The sequence below is a fragment of the Leeuwenhoekiella nanhaiensis genome, assembly GCF_002744755.1.
In the GTDB taxonomy this organism is placed as follows: Bacteria; Bacteroidota; Bacteroidia; order Flavobacteriales; family Flavobacteriaceae; genus Leeuwenhoekiella; species Leeuwenhoekiella nanhaiensis.
In genome coordinates this window covers 806,132-826,177 of record NZ_KZ319287.1, presented here as the reverse complement: position 1 = coordinate 826,177, position 20,046 = coordinate 806,132, and the positions used below count along the sequence as shown (strand labels likewise).

The 20,046-nt window shown below is 43.9% G+C and carries 20 protein-coding genes; 13 read left to right on the top strand and 7 right to left on the bottom strand.

Annotated elements, in window-relative coordinates:
* The first annotated feature begins 63 nt into the window (after positions 1-63).
* The 3 genes from CJ305_RS03630 to rlmF all read left to right on the top strand — a co-directional run bounded on the left by CJ305_RS03630 (position 64) and on the right by rlmF (position 2,887).
* Positions 64-699, top strand: a complete 636-nt coding sequence (locus CJ305_RS03630; RefSeq protein ID WP_099644852.1) for an MOSC domain-containing protein — start codon at positions 64-66, stop codon at positions 697-699.
* A 206-nt stretch (positions 700-905) separates the two neighbouring features.
* Positions 906-1,898, top strand: a complete 993-nt coding sequence (locus CJ305_RS03625) for a 2-hydroxyacid dehydrogenase (RefSeq protein WP_099644851.1) — start codon at positions 906-908, stop codon at positions 1,896-1,898.
* An 11-nt stretch (positions 1,899-1,909) separates the two neighbouring features.
* Positions 1,910-2,887: a 23S rRNA (adenine(1618)-N(6))-methyltransferase RlmF gene (rlmF, locus tag CJ305_RS03620; RefSeq protein WP_099644850.1), complete on the top strand. Its 978-nt coding sequence runs from the start codon at positions 1,910-1,912 to the stop codon at positions 2,885-2,887.
* A 57-nt stretch (positions 2,888-2,944) separates the two neighbouring features.
* Here rlmF and CJ305_RS19405 read toward each other — a convergent pair whose 3' ends face one another.
* Positions 2,945-3,100, bottom strand: a complete 156-nt coding sequence (locus tag CJ305_RS19405; RefSeq protein ID WP_189319374.1) for a hypothetical protein — start codon at positions 3,098-3,100, stop codon at positions 2,945-2,947.
* Between the two features lie 130 nt (positions 3,101-3,230).
* Entirely contained in the window at positions 3,231-5,480 is a 2,250-nt protein-coding gene (gene katG, locus CJ305_RS03615) for a catalase/peroxidase HPI (protein WP_099644849.1), read from the bottom strand.
* Between the two features lie 279 nt (positions 5,481-5,759).
* On the opposite strand from katG, the gene CJ305_RS03610 reads away from it, so the two are divergent.
* Positions 5,760-6,140 (top strand): DoxX family protein, encoded by a 381-nt coding sequence (locus CJ305_RS03610; RefSeq protein WP_099644848.1) that lies wholly within the window; start codon positions 5,760-5,762, stop codon positions 6,138-6,140.
* 41 nt (positions 6,141-6,181) lie between these two features.
* A complete protein-coding gene (locus tag CJ305_RS03605; RefSeq protein WP_099644847.1) occupies positions 6,182-6,676 on the top strand; it encodes a nuclear transport factor 2 family protein in 495 nt (164 codons plus the stop codon).
* Here the strand turns inward: CJ305_RS03605 and CJ305_RS03600 are convergent.
* The gene (locus CJ305_RS03600; RefSeq protein WP_099644905.1) at positions 6,673-7,581 is read right to left on the bottom strand and encodes an AraC family transcriptional regulator; all 909 of its coding nucleotides are present in this window, start codon (positions 7,579-7,581) and stop codon (positions 6,673-6,675) included. The genes CJ305_RS03605 and CJ305_RS03600 overlap by 4 nt on opposite strands.
* Before the next feature lie 277 nt (positions 7,582-7,858).
* Between CJ305_RS03600 and CJ305_RS03595 the strand changes: the two genes are divergently transcribed.
* Positions 7,859-9,382, top strand: coding sequence for an aldehyde dehydrogenase family protein (locus CJ305_RS03595; RefSeq protein ID WP_099644846.1), 1,524 nt, complete (start codon positions 7,859-7,861; stop codon positions 9,380-9,382).
* Between the two features lie 10 nt (positions 9,383-9,392).
* A complete protein-coding gene (locus CJ305_RS03590; protein ID WP_099644845.1) occupies positions 9,393-9,767 on the top strand; it encodes a DUF779 domain-containing protein in 375 nt (124 codons plus the stop codon).
* A gap of 151 nt (positions 9,768-9,918) precedes the next feature.
* Here CJ305_RS03590 and CJ305_RS03585 read toward each other — a convergent pair whose 3' ends face one another.
* Together CJ305_RS03585 and CJ305_RS03580 are read right to left on the bottom strand one after the other, a co-directional pair.
* Positions 9,919-10,257 (bottom strand): tRNA-binding protein, encoded by a 339-nt coding sequence (locus tag CJ305_RS03585; RefSeq protein WP_099644844.1) that lies wholly within the window; start codon positions 10,255-10,257, stop codon positions 9,919-9,921.
* Entirely contained in the window at positions 10,257-10,562 is a 306-nt protein-coding gene (locus tag CJ305_RS03580) for a phosphoribosylpyrophosphate synthetase (RefSeq protein WP_099644843.1), read from the bottom strand. Before CJ305_RS03580 ends, CJ305_RS03585 begins: the two co-directional genes overlap by 1 nt.
* Before the next feature lie 125 nt (positions 10,563-10,687).
* Between CJ305_RS03580 and CJ305_RS03575 the strand changes: the two genes are divergently transcribed.
* The 4 genes from CJ305_RS03575 to CJ305_RS03560 all read left to right on the top strand — a co-directional run bounded on the left by CJ305_RS03575 (position 10,688) and on the right by CJ305_RS03560 (position 17,570).
* Complete coding sequence (locus CJ305_RS03575) at positions 10,688-11,245, top strand: thioredoxin family protein (RefSeq protein ID WP_099644842.1); 558 nt, start codon at positions 10,688-10,690, stop codon at positions 11,243-11,245.
* Positions 11,246-11,369: 124 nt separating this feature from the next.
* Complete coding sequence (locus CJ305_RS03570; protein WP_099644841.1) at positions 11,370-15,080, top strand: T9SS type B sorting domain-containing protein; 3,711 nt, start codon at positions 11,370-11,372, stop codon at positions 15,078-15,080.
* A gap of 9 nt (positions 15,081-15,089) precedes the next feature.
* Positions 15,090-15,755: a uracil-DNA glycosylase family protein gene (locus CJ305_RS03565; protein WP_223248789.1), complete on the top strand. Its 666-nt coding sequence runs from the start codon at positions 15,090-15,092 to the stop codon at positions 15,753-15,755.
* Positions 15,756-15,815: 60 nt separating this feature from the next.
* Positions 15,816-17,570, top strand: a complete 1,755-nt coding sequence (locus tag CJ305_RS03560) for a M14 family metallopeptidase (RefSeq protein WP_099644840.1) — start codon at positions 15,816-15,818, stop codon at positions 17,568-17,570.
* On the opposite strand, the gene CJ305_RS03555 is transcribed toward CJ305_RS03560, so the two are convergent.
* Positions 17,571-18,194, bottom strand: a complete 624-nt coding sequence (locus tag CJ305_RS03555; protein WP_189319373.1) for an NUDIX hydrolase — start codon at positions 18,192-18,194, stop codon at positions 17,571-17,573.
* 7 nt (positions 18,195-18,201) lie between these two features.
* Here CJ305_RS03555 and pyrE point away from each other — a divergent pair, with 7 nt between their 5' ends.
* On the top strand, positions 18,202-18,849 hold the full coding sequence (gene pyrE / locus CJ305_RS03550) for an orotate phosphoribosyltransferase (RefSeq protein ID WP_099644838.1): 648 nt from the start codon (positions 18,202-18,204) through the stop codon (positions 18,847-18,849).
* Positions 18,850-18,876: 27 nt separating this feature from the next.
* On the top strand, positions 18,877-19,269 hold the full coding sequence (locus tag CJ305_RS03545; protein WP_099644837.1) for an SRPBCC family protein: 393 nt from the start codon (positions 18,877-18,879) through the stop codon (positions 19,267-19,269).
* Here CJ305_RS03545 and CJ305_RS03540 read toward each other — a convergent pair whose 3' ends face one another.
* Positions 19,270-19,998: a biotin--[acetyl-CoA-carboxylase] ligase gene (locus CJ305_RS03540; RefSeq protein ID WP_099644836.1), complete on the bottom strand. Its 729-nt coding sequence runs from the start codon at positions 19,996-19,998 to the stop codon at positions 19,270-19,272.
* Between the last annotated feature and the right edge of the window lie 48 nt (positions 19,999-20,046).

The window sequence follows — 20,046 nt, the reverse complement described above, 5'->3', positions numbered from 1 at the left end:
TTCAAAAAGTCTTACGAGCTTTCAGTTTTAATCAATTGATATAAGTTGTTTTAAACGGAGTTTATGGAAATCCTTTCAACCAATTTAGCCACGCCCACAACCTTTATCTGGAATGGAAAAGAAGAAACAACGGGCATCTACAAAAAACCGGTAGATCAACCGCTTTATCTTACTAAAAATGATGTTATGGGCGATGAAGTTTCAGACCGGTTGCATCACGGTGGGTATTACAAAGCCTGCTATGTTTTTGCTTCTGAACATTATCCCTATTGGAAAGCATTATATCCCGATCTGGACTGGTCCTGGGGGATGTTTGGGGAAAACCTGACGCTTATCGGTTTTGATGAACACGAAGTCTATCTAGGTAGCATTTATGAGGTTGGCGAAGCGGTAGTACAGGTTTCGCAGTACCGGGAACCCTGTTATAAATTGGGACATAAATTCGGTACTCCTAAAGTCATTAAGCAATTTGTGGGATATGGACTGGGCGGCACCTATCTGAGTATTCTTAAAGAAGGGAATGTAGCTGCAGGAGACTCCTTCAAACTGGTTGAACGTCCTTCAAACACTATGACCGTCGCTCAGCTATTTCAACTGGTTTTTGCAAAAGAAAAAGATCAGGCTCTTGTAAAAATCGCTTCTGAAAGCGAAGCAATTCCGCCTAAAAAAAGAATGTGGTTTAGTTCGCATTTACAGTAAGCTTCATCAGCAAAGGCTTTTAACAAGACCTGCAGCATCAATATCTGATCTGCTTCTGAGTGTTCAGATATTAACCTATTTCCTCTGTATATAAGCAGAATGGTGTTCTCTACTGCCAGGATTTTTCAGGAAGAATCTCACATACCGGACTTATGGAGCTTCAGTTCATCAAAAATGAAATAACTTTAAGCATAAACCCAGCTCTTATGCGCGTAGCCTTTTTCAGCACTAAAAAATACGATCAGGACTTTTTTGAACAAACTAACGAATCCTTTGGTCACGAACTCCGCTTTTTTGAAACCTCCTTAAATAAACATACAGCCTCTCTGGCGGAAGGTTTTGAAGCAGTTTGTGTTTTTGTAAATGATGCGCTCGACGCCAAAACCATTAGTAAACTGGCTGATTTTGACATCAAACTCATCGCCTTGCGCTGCGCCGGTTTTAATAATGTTGATCTTGAGGCTGCCGCCCAAAACAAAATTAAAGTAGTACGGGTACCGTCCTATTCGCCGCAGGCTGTGGCAGAACACGCCGTGGCTTTGATTCTCACTTTAAACCGTAAAACCCATAAAGCCTATAATCGGGTTCGGGAAAATAACTTTTCATTAGAAAAACTTACCGGTTTTAATATTTACGGCAAAAGCGTTGGAGTTATTGGTACCGGAATAATCGGGGCCTGCTTTGCTAAAATTATGCTGGGTTTTGGGTGTGAGGTGTTTGCTTTTGATGTTAAGCCCAATGACGAACTTAAAGATCGGGGGGTTCATTATGTGGAGCTTGAACAGCTTTTGCAGGAAGCAGATATCATCTCGCTGCATTGTCCGCTCAATGAACAAACCCATCATCTTATGGATCGCAATGCTTTTGAACAGATGAAAAGCGGCGCGATGCTTATCAATACCGGTCGGGGCGCTTTGATCGATACTACGGCCGTGGTCGAAGCCTTAAAACAGGAAAAACTGGGCTATCTGGGCATCGATGTTTACGAGCAGGAATCGGGTTTGTTTTTTAACGACCGCTCAGAAACGATTAATAATGATGATGATTTTTTAAGGCTGATGTCTTTTCCGAATGTGCTCATCACCGGTCACCAGGGCTTTTTCACCAAAGAAGCTTTAGAACAAATCGCAGAGGTTAGTCTAAAAAACCTCAGTGATTTTGAAGCCGGAAACGAACTTGAAAACGAGGTAAAAGCGTAGTTTTAACCCTTATGTCTTCTTCTAAAAAAACGCATACCAATCAATCCGGGGTGAAAAATCCCAGGCACGATTCCGCATCTTCCGGTTTAAAGTCAAAACTACACGCCCGCAACCGCAACCGTGAGCCTTATGATTTGGACGCGTTGATAGAACTAAAGCCCGGGCTGAAGGCACACCTCAAACCCAATAAATACGGCACCACATCAGTAGATTTTGCGAATCCTAAGGCGGTAAAATTGCTCAATCAGGCATTGCTGGGTTTTTACTACGGAATACCCAACTGGGAATTTCCGGAAGCGAATCTGGTACCACCCATTCCGGGAAGGGCAGATTACCTGCATTACCTGGCCGATTTATTAGCCGAAAGCACAAACGGAAAAATTCCGCAGGGAAAGGAAATCAAAGGTCTGGATATTGGCACCGGCGCCAGCTTAATTTACCCCATTCTTGGTGTTGTAGAATACGACTGGGATTTTGTAGCAACCGATATTGATCCCAATTCTATTGCTTCCGCAGCAAAAATCATTGAAAACAATACCATCCTAAACTCTAAAATCGAGCTGCTCCTACAGGAAACGAAAGAGTCGATTTTTAAAAATGTGATCAAGCCCGGCGAGGCCTTTGACTTCAGCATGTGCAACCCGCCCTTTCACGCTACGCGGGATGCGGCTACCAAAGGAACGCGCAGAAAAGTGAACAACCTTACCGGAAACCAACAATCAACCCCCGATCTCAATTTTTCCGGGAATCAGAACGAACTCATCACGCCGGGTGGCGAGCCTAAGTTTATCAAAACCATGATACGCGAAAGCAAAGCGTTTGCTAAGCAATGCAGGTGGTTTACGACTTTGGTCTCCCGTCAGGACTATTTAAAAGACATTTACAAACACCTGAAACGTGCTGAAGCCACAAGCGTAAAAACCATCCCTATGGGAACCGGAAATAAAATAAGTAGAATTGTGGCGTGGTCTTTTACAGAGAACACTTAATAAGAAAAGACCTCACAGGTTTTGGAAACCTGTGAGGTCTTTTATCGCAGATTGGATTTATTTTTTCTTCAATTTCTCGTTAATTCGCTCTTCTTCTTCCTCCTTATTCTTTTTCAGCGCGCGTTGAGATTCGGTAAAATGAACACCTTCTCCTCCTCTGTGCATATCCGCTAGATTGCGTTCTACCAGATTCTTTCGTTTTAGATCACTCATAATTTTTCTTTTAACCTAAATATACCCAGTGAATTCAACTCTCACAGTTAACAAGCCGTTAAACCCACCTGTTCAAATCGAAAAAGGCGACCACAATGGGCCGCCTCTTTACTAACAATTAACATCTAACCTACTTTTTAAGATCATATCGGTCCAGGTTCATCACCTTGGTCCAGGCCTTAACAAAATGCTTCACAAAGCGCTCGCCGCTATCTTCTAAAGCATAAGCTTCTGCCAATGCACGTAACTCAGAATTTGAACCAAAGATTAAATCGACACGAGTACCTGTCCATTTTTTCTCGCCGGTATTGCGATCACTACCTTCAAATACATCGTCATTATCAGAAACCGATTTCCACGTAGTGTTCATATCCAGTAGATTTACAAAGAAATCATTGGTCAAAGTTTCGGGCTTATCGGTAAATACGCCGTGATGCGAACCATCAAAATTGGTATTCAACACACGCATACCCCCTACCAATACAGTCATTTCAGGTGGAGTCAGGGTTAGCAACTGTGCGCGGTCTACCAAAAATTCTTCAGCCTTGATCTTGTAGCGCTCTTTCATATAATTTCTAAAACCGTCTGCTACAGGTTCAAGCGCGTCAAATGCAGAAGCATCGGTTTGCTCTTCAAGCGCATCGGCACGACCGGGGGTAAAAGGCACGCTGATCTCGTGACCGGCATTGTGCGCAGCTTTTTCAACAGCAGCACTACCTGCAAGTACAATAAGATCTGCGATTGAAACTTTTTTGTTTCCGCTTTGCGAATCGTTAAAAGACTTTTGAATGCCTTCTAAGGTATTCAACACCGCGTTCAACTTCTCAGGATTGTTTACTTCCCATCCGCGCTGTGGTGCAAAACGAATACGTGCTCCATTAGCTCCACCACGCTTGTCTGAACCTCTAAAGGTTGAAGCGGAAGCCCAGGCCACAGATACCAAATCAGAAATCGAGTGACCGGCATCCAGAATATTAGACTTTAAATGCTCAATATCTGCATCGTTGATCAGCTCGTGATCTACAGCAGGAATAGGGTCCTGCCAGATCAATTCTTCCTGAGGAACTTCAGGGCCCAGGTAACGCTCTTTAGGTCCCATATCCCGGTGTGTTAGTTTAAACCAGGCACGAGCATAGGCATCTGCAAACTCTTCCGGGTTTTCCATAAAGTGTCTGGAGATTTTCTCGTAGGCAGGGTCAAAACGCAGGGACAAGTCGGTCGTTAGCATAAAGGGTGCGTGCTTCACGTCAGGACGGTGCGCATCAGGTACGGTGCCTGCACCGGCATCTCCTTTAGGTTTCCACTGGTGTGCACCGGCCGGACTCTTGGTTAATTCCCACTCGTAGCCAAACAGGTTTTCAAAATATTTGTTACTCCATTGCGTGGGTGTATCTGTCCAGGCACCTTCTATACCACTGGTGATCGTATCTGCTCCTTTTCCGCTGCCATAGCTGTTCTCCCAGCCCATTCCCATGGCTTCGATTCCGGCTCCGGCGGGTTCAACACCTACGTATTTTTCCGGATCTGCAGCACCGTGGGTTTTACCGAAGGTGTGACCACCAGCAATAAGAGCTACAGTCTCATAATCGTTCATCGCCATACGGCCAAACGTTTCGCGGATGTAATGTGCAGACTCAACAGGATCAGGGTTTGCGTTATGCCCTTCCGGGTTTACATAAATCAACCCCATATGAGCGGCACCTAAAGCTTTCTCTAATTCGCCACCTTTATAACGCTCCTGATTTGCAAGCCATTCGGTCTCTGCACCCCAATATACTTCTTCGGGTTCCCAGACGTCTTCACGACCACCTGCAAAACCAAACATCTTCAAGCCCATAGACTCGTGTGCACAGTTTCCGGCAAGGATAAGGAGGTCTGCCCAGGATAATTTATTTCCGTATTTCTTTTTTATAGGCCAAAGCAGCAGGCGCGCTTTATCTAAATTGGCATTATCAGGCCAGCTGTTTAGGGGAGCAAAACGCTGCTGTCCGCTACCTGCACCGCCACGCCCATCGTGAATACGATAGGTACCGGCTGCGTGCCAGGCCATCCGTATAAAAAATGGACCATAGTGCCCGTAATCTGCCGGCCACCAGTCCTGGCTGTTGGTCATTAAATCGTATAAATCCTGCTTTACTGCTGCGAGGTCCAATGATTTGAACGCCTCGGCATAGTCAAAGTCTTCATCCATAGGGTCTACTAAAGATGAATTTTGCTTCAGAATTCCCAGATTTAATTGATTTGGCCACCAGTCTCTGTTGGTTGTTCCCTGACCGGTAACGTGATGCATCTCTCCGTTAAGGAAAGGACATTTAGCTGAAGATTCGTTTACATCCCAGACTTTTCCGTCGTTGCCGTGGTTTGATTTGTTTGTGTCCATATATATGTTTTAAATGAAATTTTTTCCAGCATAAAACAACCACTTTAAAATGAGTTATTGATATAAGTTCAATCTATACATTTTATAAAATGATAGTCAACGTCTATTTACATCGATTGAAATGTTAGAAAATCGCTTGAATTTAGAGAAATGTACCCGAAAAAGGGGTCTGTAAAATCTTAAGGAAGACTTAAAATTCAATCTAAAATTTGAATATTTTTAGACTAGAACTGGCATGCAGTTCATTTTCAAGTATAAATAAATCAACCTGTTATCCTTATGAAATCTAAAGTTTTACTCGTCGTCAGCATCCTTTTCGGATTGATGTTTATCAATTCGGGGCTCAACAAACTCTTTAATTATATGCCAATGCCCGAAAACATCCCGGCAGAAATGCTTGAAGTTATGGGTGCTTTTGAAACTATAGGCTGGTTAATGCCTCTGGTCGCCGGAGTTGAAATTCTGGGAGGTATTCTGGTTATTTTCAAACCCCTGCGCACGCTTGGTGCCGTAATGCTGTTTCCCATACTTGTAGGTATTATGCTCCTTCATATCGTAAATGAACCCAGCGGACTTGTAATCGGTCTGGTATTCTTTGCCATTGAATTGTGGCTGCTGTATGAAGGCAGGGAAAAACTTAAACCCTTATTTGGCGCATAATAATCCGGAAACGGCTAACTTTCCACTTCAGTAAAAAAGCTATGCATCCTAACGAAGAAATCCTGGAACAATTTTACAGCGCCTTCCAAAATCACAACCCGCGTGAGATGACCGCATGCTATCATAAAAACGTGGAGTTTTCTGATCCGGCTTTTGGCAACATTAAGGGAGATCGCGCCCGGGCGATGTGGTTTATGCTTATTGAACGCGGTGGCGATGATCTAAAGGTCACCTATTCAGACATTCAGGCAAACGACTATAACGGCAGCGCCAAATGGACGGCTACCTATAAATTTGGTCCTGAAAAACGCAAAGTAGTCAATCACGTAGTGGGCACCTTTTACTTTCAAAATGGAAAAATCCTGCAGCACACCGATCATTTTGACATGAGTAAATGGGCGCGACAGGCTTTAGGTTTTAAAGGTTTTTTATTGGGTAAAACCAAATTCTTAAAACTCAAGATTCAGCAGCAAAGCAGTGCCGCACTTTCTAAATACCTGCGTGCGATGCGCAGTATTGAAGAAGACGCCAGCTAGAGATTTGCCATTTTCGCCTGAAAAGCTCCCGGCGAAGTATTCTTAATGCGCTTAAACACCCGGTTGAAGTACGAGCGACTTTCAAAGCCACAATCCAGATAGACATTTTTAATTTTTCGGTCGGGATCCTGCAGCAGGCTTACGGCTAGTTTAATGCGTTCGGTATTGATAAAATCTACCGGCGAGACACCGAGCTCATTTTTAAACACCCGGTAAAAATTAGATTCGCTCATACAGGCTTTCCGGCTTAATTGTTCCACCGAAATGGGTTCGTGAATATGCTCACGTATGTAGTCTATGATAAAGGAAAGTCGGTTATCAGGACTTAGTTTGAAGGTCTTTTCGGTATAGATTTTTCGGTTATTGGTTTGTAAAATGCGTACGATAAGTTCCTGCAACATATTGTCTACAAAAAAATCTTTTGACGGATGATTTTCGGTAAACAAAAACAAGAGCCGCTGTAAGATTTGATAGATGCCCACATCATTGGTAAAGTGAAAATTATAATCCATCAGGCTCCACTCGCTGCCATCATCTTTGGTAAGATTTTCATTCATCAACGTCACCACGCGTTTGATCTTGTCTTCGGCAATAGCCATTGCCAAACAGCGGGTAGGATTAGTTCCCTGAGCTTCCGGAAAATCAATACACATGAGTTCGTCTGCGGGTAAGATCAGCGACTCTCCCGGTAAAAAATCAAAGCTGTTGTGATCGCGCAGGTGCATAATCTTTTTGCCGCGCAGCATACTGGCCAATACCGGCTTGTCAAATTTGAGCAAAACCCGTTCTGCCTGCTGATGCGTTTCGAAGACGTGCATCGCAGCATTATTCAAGGTGTAGGAAGTCTTGTTTTCTACCAAGTTTTCCAGTTTTCGATTTTTATAAAAAGACTCTGAAAGCTGCATGAATTCGCTGTTTAAAAAAGCTAAGGCACTATTTAATCGCGCGACCTCAACTGAGGCATTCGCAATCAAAAAGTTATAGCTTACTAAATTTACAATTTTAGAGCCTAAAAAATCACATATCCTTAATTATTAATAGAATAGTTCACTGATATGATAGAAACGGTCAGCACATTGGCAAGGGTCTTATTTAACTTTACGCTAACACTAATGCTTTCAGCAGTTTCCCCACTTCAAAAGCAAAACAAACAAAGACGTATAATTTAAAAAGACAAATCTTATGAGTGATGTACAAACCGCTTCCGCAAACGTTGTCGAGAAGCCCAAGTTTAAAGACCAATATGAAAATTACATTGGTGGTAAATGGACTGCTCCCGTAAAAGGACAGTATTTTGATAATGTGTCTCCCGTTGACGGTGCAAATTTTACGCGCATTCCGCGTTCTACCGCCGAAGATGTAGAAAAAGCCATTGATGCCGCCTGGAAAGCTGCTCCCGAATGGAATAATTCGTCAGCCACTTTCCGCAGTAATCTACTGCTGAAAATCGCCGATGTTATGGAAAAAAACCTCGAGACGCTCGCCCGTGCCGAAACCTGGGACAACGGGAAAGCCATCCGCGAGACCCGCGCAGCCGACTTACCTCTGGCCGTTGACCATTTCCGTTACTTTGCCGGTGTTATTCGTGCCGAAGAAGGATCAGTGAGCGAACTCGACAGCAACACGGTGTGCCTTAATGTAACCGAACCCCTTGGAGTTGTTGGTCAGATCATTCCTTGGAATTTCCCAATCCTTATGGCAACCTGGAAACTGGCCCCTGCCCTTGCCGCCGGTAATTGCGTGGTGCTTAAACCCGCAGAACAAACTCCAGTGGGCATTCTTGTCCTGATGGAACTAATCGAAGACATCCTGCCTGCCGGTGTGCTTAATATCGTTAACGGTTTTGGTGCCGAAGCCGGTAAACCACTTGCCTCATCACCCCGCATCAACAAGATCGCCTTCACGGGTGAGACCACAACCGGGCAGCTCATTATGCAATATGCTTCTAAAAACATTACACCGGTAACGCTGGAGCTGGGTGGTAAATCGCCCAACGTATTTTTTGAAAGCGTGATGGATGCTGATGACGAATTCTTTGACAAATGCCTTGAAGGCGCCGTCATGTTTGCCTTAAATCAGGGTGAAGTATGCACCTGCCCATCGCGACTTTTAGTGCAGGAAAGTATTTACGATAAGTTCATTGAGCGCGTGATCGAACGCACCAAAGCCATCAAGCTGGGGCATCCGCTGAGTCCGGACACGATGATGGGCGCACAGGCCTCTAACGACCAATATGAGAAAATCCTCAATTACATCAATATTGGTAAGGAAGAAGGTGCCGAAGTGCTCTGCGGTGGCGGCTCTGCCTACAATGAAGGCCTTGAAGGCGGGTATTACATTCAGCCTACCATCTTAAAAGGAAACAATAAAATGCGTGTATTTCAGGAAGAGATTTTTGGTCCAGTGGTCTGCGTAACGACCTTTAAAGACGAGGCCGAAGCTATTGAAATCGCAAACGACACACTTTATGGCTTGGGTGCCGGGGTTTGGACGCGCGATACGCACCAGGCCTACCAAATCTCGAGAGCCATTAAGGCCGGTCGTGTCTGGGTAAACAACTACCACAATTACCCCGCTCACGCTCCGTTTGGAGGTTATAAAAAATCAGGAATCGGTCGTGAAAACCACAAAATGATGCTGGCGCATTACCGCCATACCAAAAATATGTTGATTTCTTACGACAAAAAACCAATGGGCTTTTTCTAAAAACAAAATCATGACGCAACGGGTACAGGCTACAGAAGCCGCAAAAGAAATCATAGATCAGTTACGGGAGCAGCACGGTGAATTGATGTTTCACCAGAGCGGAGGCTGTTGCGATGGCTCCTCGCCTATGTGTTTCCCCAAGGGAGACCTGATGATCAATGAGACCGATGTGTATCTGGGCACGATTCACGGTTGTGAGTTCTTTATGTCAAAAGACCAGTTTGAGTACTGGAAGCATACCCAACTCATCGTAGATATCACGCCCGGCCGGGGTTCCAGCTTTTCTTTGGAAATTCCACTAGGAATACGATTTGTTATCAAATCCCGAATGTATACCGAAGACGAGGCCAAAGACCTCAGCCCTACCCGAAGCGGTGAAGAATAATTTAGACAGACCTCAATAACAAAACCCACACTTCAGTTGAGATGTGGGTTTTTTAATTTTTGGGCGATTGCTAAAGCACCTCGCTATCCGCTGTATCTTTTTTTCGCCGCAGGCTCAAAAAAGGATGCCGCTGCTATCGCTATCGCAAGAGTTAACCAATGCGCAATCCATTTTTAACGGGAAGATCAGGACTTAACAAGGTTACCGCGTCCCCATCTACCGCTCCCAAAACAAGACATTCACTCATAAAATTGGCAATCTGCTTTTTTGGAAAGTTGACCACCGCAACAACCTGCTTTCCTACGAGTTCGGTGCGGTCGTATTTTTTGGTGATCTGCGCCGAGGTTTTTCGCACGCCGATTTCCTCGCCAAAATCAATCTGCAATTGGAAAGCGGGTTTTCGGGCTTCGGGAAAATCACTAACAGTCATAATCGTCCCCACGCGCATTTCCACGCGTTCAAATTCGCCCCAGCTTAAATCGTTATCCATTAATGTTCGATCTTCAGCTTTTGTATCATTTCCTGTGAAATCTGACCGCTGTACGCACCATAAGCATCTACCAGCAGACCTTTCTCACCGCTATCGGTATTGATCACATAAAGAACCGAGTTGTCTCCGGGATTGGTCATTCCTTCAAAACGAAACGCATCTTCCACTTCAATTTGCCCGGCATTCCAGGTTTTCTTAAGGTGCTTAGATTCGATCCCATCGTCTACCAAATTAAAATCGGTATCGTAACCTTTATCCTTTAAATCTTCTATCGCTTTAGAAAGCGAACTGTATGTATTCTTCATGACTTTTCAGTTTTAATTAAAGTTACAAAGGCAGGGCTGCTACCCCAAAGATTTAAAACAACTTTAGTATTTGTAACAAATCACAGCACTTGCTTACCTATATTGTAAACCACAAACACTAAGCTATGGCAAGAACCGAATCAACTATGCTTCCACTGGGAACGATTGCTCCGTTTTTTTCACTGCAAAATCCGCTTACCAATTCGTATGAAACCCTGACTAATATTGCCGGGGAATTAGGAACCGTGGTTATGTTTATTTGCAATCACTGTCCATTTGTAAAACATGTAAATCACGAGATTGTGCGGGTTGCCAATGATTACCGCGTATTGGGTTTTGGTTTCGTCGCCATTAGCAGCAACGATATTGAAGCCTACCCCGAAGACGGTCCCTGGCAAATGCGCGAAACCGCTCTGAAGTATAACTACAGCTTCCCGTACCTGTTTGATGAAAATCAGGATGTTGCCAAGGCCTATGATGCGGCATGTACGCCAGACTTCTATTTGTTTGACTCCGAACTTAAACTTGTCTATCGCGGGCAGCTTGATGATTCGCGTCCCGGCAATGGTATTCCGGTAAACGGTCGTGACCTGCGCGAAGCTCTGGACAACATCTTTAACAACCGCCCTCAAAACAAAATTCAAAAACCCAGTCTGGGTTGTGGGATTAAGTGGAAGCCCTGATTGCTGATTTTGTCTAAAAAAGTATAAGAATCGTCAAATCAAGGGGTCATATCGTTCAAATCGTATTCGCCCACACGTACTCCTGTTAAATATTGAGTATCTTGGAATACTTGAAATTGAATACGTGAAGTCAAAACTTTATTTAGGGCTGCTTTTTCTGGCAATTTTTCTTCCGGAACTGCTGCATGCGCAACTCAGTACGCGGCATTATATCTCGCCCATACATTCACGGGCAGCTAATCAGGTTGAAGATCATTATGTGTATTTATCAACTCCGTCAGAAACACCTTTTACGGTTACCATTCAAACCGGTAACGGAGTTGTTTTCGCCACTACAACAATTTCAAAGGGCAATCCTGTGCGCATCAGTATTGGCAACAGTCAGCCTTCACCTATGTTTATTGACCGCTCTGAACTCAATACTGTTGTTAACAACAAAGGCTTACTCCTCTCAGCAAGCGCACCTTTTTATGTAAGTTTTAGAGTGCAATCAAGCAATCAGGCCGGTTACCTTACCTCTAAGGGTAGTCTGGCACTGGGAACTCAGTTTCGGTTGGGGAGTCTGCCTAATAACGGCGAGCAAAACTTAAGAAACTTTTACGCCAGTGTTTATGCCGTAGAAGACAATACGCAGGTAAACTTTTCAGATTATAATACCGGTGTGGTCTTTACTACAGCTACGGGAACAGATGTATCAGACCAGCTCACAGTCACTCTTAATGCGGGTGAGACCTATACGGTTTCCGGTTATAGCGACGTCCCCGCAAATCAGGATGGATTCATTGGAGCGCTGGTCACGGCTTCAAAACCCATTACAGTCAATACCGGAAATGCTTTGGGCGGTCTCGCCTCTAATGGGCAGGATTTTGCAATTGACCAGATCGTTCCCATTGAGGTGTTGGGTACCGAATACATAGCTATCGAAGGAGGCGGGGATGCGACCGCTGAAAAACCAATCGTGGTAGCTACTCAAAACAACACACAGGTATTTTTAAATGGTGCCGCTACGCCTGCCCGGACTTTAAATGCCGGAGACTATTTTTTAATCGACAACAGCAACTATACCGGTGGTGGGCATCGCAATATGTACATCAAAACCTCGCTTCCGGTTTATGTGTATCAGGCTTTGGCGGGTACAACCAATAACACCACGCCGGGTATGAACTTTTTACCTCCGCTCTCCTGCTTACTTTTAAGGGAAGTTGACCTCATTGCAGATGTAGATCGCATTGGCAGCACCTTTTATGAAGGAAAAATACTTGCTGTCACCACTACCGGGTCAACAATAAGCACAACTCCCGGAGCTACCAGCGTAAGTATTGAACAGGTACAGGGCAATAGCAACTGGGAAACCTTTGTGATTAGTGGTCTAAGCGGTAATGTTCAGATTTCATCCACCGGCCCGCTTTCTGTAGGCTTATTTGGTTTTAATAACAATGCGGGTTTTGGAGGTTATTATTCAGGGTTTGGATTTGATGGTCAGGAGAGTGAAGTCAAAGTTTGTGAAGGGGAAGCCCCGGTAAACATTTTAGAGCGTATCCCCGGTTCACCTCAGTCGGGAGGAATTTGGACTCCGGCTTTTGCCAGCGGCACCGATGTTTTTGATCCTGCCGTAGATACGCCGGGCACCTATAACTATTTTCTCAACAATGACTGTGCGCCTATAGATATTGAAGTAGCAATCAGTTTTACCCCTTCCCCACGTGTGGGCGTGATTGATGATATTGTGCTCTGCGATGATGCCGGTCGAGATGGCCAGGAATCTTTTGACCTGAACATTGCCATTGATCAGGCATTTGACGGGCAGGATCCTGCTGTTTTTGAGGTGAGCTTTTTTTCAACTCAAGCCGATGCCGAAAACAACATCAATGCCCTTAGTCTTCCGTACAGAAATACGCAACCCAATGAAACACTATACGCCAGAGTCACAACGTCTGAAAATTTCTCATGTTTTGAAATTCAGACTTTTCAAATTTCAGTTAGCAGACCTATAGCCCATGCAGGCAATAACACCGTAATTACGTGTGAGGATAACAGGATTTTTTTAGATGGATCTGCATCCACTTCAAGTCCTGAGATCACCTATCTCTGGACTACTACAGATGGTTTTATTCTTAATGCTGAAACGACAACAACCCCTGAAATTAATCAACCGGGTACCTACACGCTTACCGTAACTAACACCCTTACCGGCTGTACAGATTCTGATTCGATCACTGTGACTTCAGATTTTGGTTTTAATCCTGAAGGGGAACCATCAGACTTGAGCCAATGCGATGATGCTTCAGACGGTGACGACACCAATGGCAAAGGCATATTTAACCTGAGGCAAAATGATGCAGACCTTTTAACCGGCACCACTTATAATTCGGCTTCCATCAGTTATTACGCTTCGGCTGACGACGCTCAAAATGAAGTAAACCCGTTACCCGATTTATTCTCAAACACGCAAAATCCACAAACCATTTACTCCCGGTTTAATGCGACAAACCCGGCCTGTTTCAGCATAAAAGCCTTTGAACTGAATGTAAATCCACTACCTCCGAAAACGGATACTCAACTGGTACAGTGCGATCTGGATACCGATTCCTCTACAGACGGTTTTACACATTTCAATCTTAATGAGGCGGTCGCTGAATTGACTGGAGGCGACTTGACCTTCACCGTTAGTTTTTATGAATCTGCAGCGAATCTTTCTGCAAACAACCCCATTCCCACTCCTGAGAATTACCGTAACACCTCAGCTTTTAATCAGGAGTTGATTGCCGTGGCAAGTTCGCCAGCGGGCTGTAGCAGACAAAATACCCTTCGCCTCGAAGTACAATCGACAACGGCAACATTACCTCAGCTAGAACCACAATACGCCTGTGATGAGGGCGTTTATTTTCAGGATGAGCGTTATGGTTTTTTTGATCTTGAAGCCGTAAAATCAACGTACTATGACAATCTGGATGTGGCTTTTTACCAATCCAGAGAAGACGCCGCTTTAGAGATCAATCCAATTGCCGAACCTGTTTTCAGGTCAAACGACACTACAATTTTTGCCCGAATTGAGGCCAACAATCAATGCCAGGGAGTTGATGAAATCCCGCTTCGCATCGATCCATCTTCCCGATTTCGGGATGTTAGTATTTATAGGTTTTGTGAGGGAAATGGCGCCTTAATATTCACGCATAGCGATGCTGAAAATCTGTTTGAAGTGTATTTGATTTCTGATAGCGGAGAAGAAAATCTGGTACAGCGTTCAGGCTCGGTTTACATTACCGAAGAAGGCAAATACAAACTGATTTCAATAATAAATTATACAAACCCGGACCGGTTTTGCACGACAGAACTTGAGTTTGAAATTATACGCTCCTACCCACCCGAGATTGAAGAAGTAACTATTGAACCGGAAGGAAATTTAAACCGCGTTACGGCGCAAGCCACAACTCCCGGTGAGTTTGAATACGAGCTTGGCGAAAACAGCGGTTTTCAGGACAGTCCGGAATTCAAAAATGTTGGGCCAGGCAATTACCTGCTTAGTATACGCGATAAAAATGGTTGTGGCAGCGTATCACAATTAGTTTCTGTTCTAGGTTTCCCCCAATATTTTACTCCAAACAACGATGGGTATAACGACACTTGGAATATCACCGGAGTTTCGGAAGATTTAGGAACAATAAACATCCAGATTTTCAACCGGTTTGGGAAATTATTGAAAGCGCTTTCCTCGCGTTCAGATGGCTGGGATGGCACTTTTAATGGAACGCCGCTTCCCTCTGACTCGTATTGGTATCAGGCTTCTTTTGAAGACGGAACCGTAAAAAAGGGACATTTTGTATTGAAACGTTAAGTTTGCAGTATGTCTGCAGATTTGTTTCACCACACCCATCCCTATCCGCCTTTTAACTTACAAGACGCTACAAAACTCATTGTAGGAACTTTGCCGCCGCCCCGTTTCACTACGGGCGAGCTGCTTCCGGAGGATGTTGATTTTTGTTACGGCAGTAAAAATGGTATGCTTTGGCCCATACTCGACCGTATTTTTGAACTGGATCTGGTTTATGAAAACACAGCGCACGCCATTGCGCAACGCACTAATTTTTTAGTCGAACGGAAAATCGGGGTTTGTGATATTGTTGCTTCCGCTTTGCGCGAAAAAATTGACGCTTCAGATTTGGGCATGCAAGACGTGAAGCTTCGGGATTTGACAGGTTACCTTAGAAAGCACCGGCAAATTGAAACGCTGATTTTTACCGGTGGCAACAGCAAAAACGGACCGGAGTATTTCTTTCGCCGCCAGGCAAAAGAAGAACATCTCAAAATTAAAGTTATCGCTGCCGAAGTGCCACGCATTCACGAATTTGAAGTTGACGGTCGTAAAGTCAGGACGGTTTCGCTTACCGCTCCTTCAGGCGCGGCAAACCGGGCTATAGGCAGTATGAAAAAGTACAAACAGATGAAAGCTCAAAATCCTGAGCTTACCACTTTTGACTTTAGAGTAGCGCAATACGCTCCCTTTTTCTAAGGGCTTAAAGCGCGCATTCTTTTCAGGAAATCTGTACTTTTAAAGCCTAAATTCTTGTTTATGCGCCTACTTGTTGCCCTTTGTCTGTTAGTATTTCTAAACTGTGCTGAAAAACCCAAACCCGAAGACTTCGACCTGGAAACCCAGTTTGAAAAAAGTGGGGGTACTCAGACGCCTACCTATGACGACGTTATTGACTATTATCACAAGTTAGATTCAGCTTATCTTTCTATCAAGACTTATGAAATCGGGGAGACCGATAGCGGTTTACCCCTTACTTTGGTTACCTACAATCCCAATCGCAGTCTGGAGTCTGAATTCTCAGAAAATACGGAAGCTGTGCGCATCCTCATCAATAACGGCATTCACCCCGGTGAGCCCGATGGTATTGATGCCACGATGATGCTTATGCGGGATCTTGCCAGTGGCAAAATCAAAACCCCCGAAAATATTTGGGTAGGTGCCGTTGCCATTTACAATATAGGCGGCGCACTCAACCGCAACAGCAGCAGCCGCACCAATCAAAACGGTCCTGAAGCCTATGGTTTTAGAGGAAACGCCCGCAATTACGACCTCAACCGCGACTTTATTAAGGCAGACACCTATAATGCGCGTTCTTTCGCAGAAATCTACCATTTGGTAAAACCTGATGTGTTTATTGACAATCACGTAAGCAACGGGGCAGATTATCAATATGTACTTACACATCTGTTTACGCAACACAACAAGCTGGGTGGTGCTGCAGGAACCTATTTAAATGAGCAGATGCATCCGGCGCTGGTAGACTCTTTAGAAGCACAAGGCTGGCCCATTACACCCTATGTAAATGTGTTTAATGAGGTTCCCGAGACCGGTTTTACTCAGTTTATGGATTACCCGCGCTACTCTACCGGCTACACCACCTTATGGAATACCCTCGGAATGATGGTAGAAACCCATATGCTAAAACCCTATAAGCCTCGTGTAGAAGGCACCTATACACTTATGCAGCACATGTTGAATATCGCTTCGGCAGATGCTAAAACAATCAAACAAATACGGGCAAAGCAAGATTCGATCTACAGAAGTGGCGCACTTACCGGCACCTTCTACCCCATTCAGTTTAAGACCGACAGCTCTCAGGTGACTCAATTCGATTTTAAAGGCTTTGAGGGCGAAAGAATAACCAGCGAAGTCACCGGCCTGGAACGCCTAAGCTACAACCGTGAGAAGCCCTTTACCAAAACGGTCAATTATTATGACCATTTTAAAGCCACAGACAGCGTAGCGATCCCTAAAGCCTATGTGATTCCACAGGCGTGGCATACAGTCATTGACCGTTTAAAAGAGAACGACATCCAACTCACCCGAATGGATCGGGATACAACCTTAGCTGCAGAAGTATATCATATTGCAGACTACGGTACCGGCAACTCGGCGTATGAAGGGCATTATTTACATCGAAATACTAAAGTAAGTACAACCGAAGAAAAGGTTAGCTTACGGAAAGGGGATTATCTGGTCTACACAGCACAATCAGGCCTGCGCTATTTACTCGAAACTTTGGAACCTTCAGCTGTAGATTCGTTCTTCAACTGGAATTATTTTGACACTATTTTACAGCAAAAAGAAGGTTTTTCGCCTTATGTATGGGAAGATAAGGCTTTGGATTTGCTCGAAAGTAACCCGACATTAAAACAAGAATTTGAAACCAAAAAGCTAAACGAGGAAGCCTTTCGTAGCAACTGGTACGCTCAGCTAGATTGGTTACATAAAAAATCTGAAAACTATGAACGCGCCCATTTGCGCTATCCCATTTACCGGATTATGCACTAGTTAGGCTACGTGGTCTTTAGGATTTGGGATCAAATATTCCTTCGGGAATAAAAGCTTGATGTTTTCGTAAGATTTAGTCAGCGCTTTTTGCGTTTTTTCGAAATTTTTCCAGCGCACTTTTTTGATACCTTCAGAAGGCTGGGGTTCGAGAACTCCGGTATAATCTGAGGTCATTCTATACCAATAGGTTTCTTTAAGCTTAAACTTTCCGTTACGCTTAAAGATGTGATAGGTTACCGTTATCAAATCTCCCAGAACCAAATCTTTACAACCCGTTTCCTCTTCTACTTCCCGCAGGGCACATTGCTGTATGGTTTCCTTTTTCTCGAGTTTCCCTTTGGGCAAGTCCCATTTACCATTGCGCTTGATAAACAATATTTCAGAATTCTGATTGTAAACGAGTCCGCCACCGGCAACGACAAGAGGTAATTTCTTCTTGAGGTGCTTCAGTAATTTCTTATGATTCTGATGGTATAAGTTGATGTGCGTCAGCTGACCGCGATTCACCTGTTTGATAATTCGCTTGATTTTTGCACGCTTAATGGGTATTGATGTATAATTTTCACCTATATACTTTTCGGTTGAAAGTATAATGGGCACTTCATTTACAAAAACTTTATACATTTGCACCATGATCTTAAAAAAAGAAACAGCTAAAAAAACAGCTGAGTTATTGCTGCAAATTAATGCAATAAAATTACAACCACAAAACCCATTCACTTGGGCCAGCGGCTGGAAATCTCCTATTTACTGCGACAACCGCATCACACTATCTTACCCGCAAATACGCAATTACCTGCGGGAGAATATCGCTAACCAGATTGAATTGCTTTACGGCAAGCCCGACGTCATCGCCGGTGTCGCCACAGGAGCTATAGGAATTGGGATGCTGGTAGCCGATTTTTTAAACCTTCCGTTTGTATATATTCGCCCGGAAGCTAAAAAGCACGGCAGGCAAAATCAGATAGAAGGAAAACTGGATCCCGGTCAAAGTGTAGTCGTGGTTGAAGACCTCATCAGCACCGGAAAAAGTTCGCTAATGGCTGTTGAAGCCTTAGAGCAGGCCGAAGCCAATGTAAAAGGAATGTTGGCCATTTTTACCTACGGCTTTGATGTTTCAAAACAAAACTTTGAAAAGCAAGGTATCGATTTACACACGCTGAGTGATTATGATCATCTATTGGAACAAGCCTTAGATACGCGCTACATTTCTGAAAAAGAAAAACTAACCTTACAAACCTGGCGGCTCGATCCTGAAAACTGGAATACCGCCAACTAACAAAAAACTAAAACACACACGCCCATTATGCACTTAGAAAGCCCTAAAAAGACCATTTCTAAAAGCCCGGAAGAAGTTTTTAATTTTCTGACAGACGTACAGAATTACCGAAAGCTGATGCCTGAGAGCATCAGCAAATTTGAAATTTTAAGCGAAAAACGCTTTCTATTTGCCCTTAAAGGAATGCCGGAAATTGTACTGGAGCTTAAAAACACTGTACCTTACAATAAAGTCGTATTAGGCGCTGCCAGTGATAAATTGCCTTTTACGCTTACTGCTAATATTGAAGAACTCGCAGAAAACACCAGTGAAGCTCAGTTTGAGTTTGAAGGAGAGTTTAACGCGATGATGTCTATGATGATTAAAGGCCCTATTACTAAATTCATACAAACCTTAAGCGAAAATCTGCAGAACATCTAATCAGTACAGGAGTTTTATCTCCTTAAGATCAAATTCTTTTAAAAGCTCATCTTCCAGTTGAAGGATGAGCTTTCCATTTTTTGAGACGCCATTGATAACACCGGCTATGTGTTTACCTCCCGGCAATTCAAAAGTTGATACCTTATCCTTTCGAAAAAGTTGCTGTTCATAAAGCTGATGCAGCCTTGCAAAATCAAACTGACTTACCAGTTCTGCATATTTATAAAATGATTTTATAAAGTAATCCAAGACCTCATTCAAATCTGTTACCCTTCCTGTTTCAAGCAGCACTGAAGTTGCACGTGGAGCTTTTTCAAAAACCTTTTGATTTACGTTAATCCCTACTCCCAAAATAACGCCATACAAGCCATCTCTGATTATGGTTTCAATTAAAATACCGCAAATTTTTCGAGCACCTGCCAATATGTCGTTTGGCCATTTTACAGCAAGTTGGCGCACCCCAAAATGCTCAAGGGTTTCAACAACCATTAATGAAGCAGCCATGCTCATATAAAAAGTGCGGTCTGCCCGGAAACCTTCAACCCGTTTAAACACACTAAACGTAAGGTTTTTGCCCGGCTCAGACTCCCATATAGCACCGCGCTGTCCGCGACCTTCAACCTGAGCATGTGTCCACACCAAAATATCCTCTTTAAAGTCAAGTTCGCGGGCGTATTCCTTCAAATAGGTATTGGTAGAGGTTGTGGCATTAAGTTTGACAATATGCATTGTATACCTAAAGGCTGAAATGTTAGTACAAGAAAGGGTATCAAACAA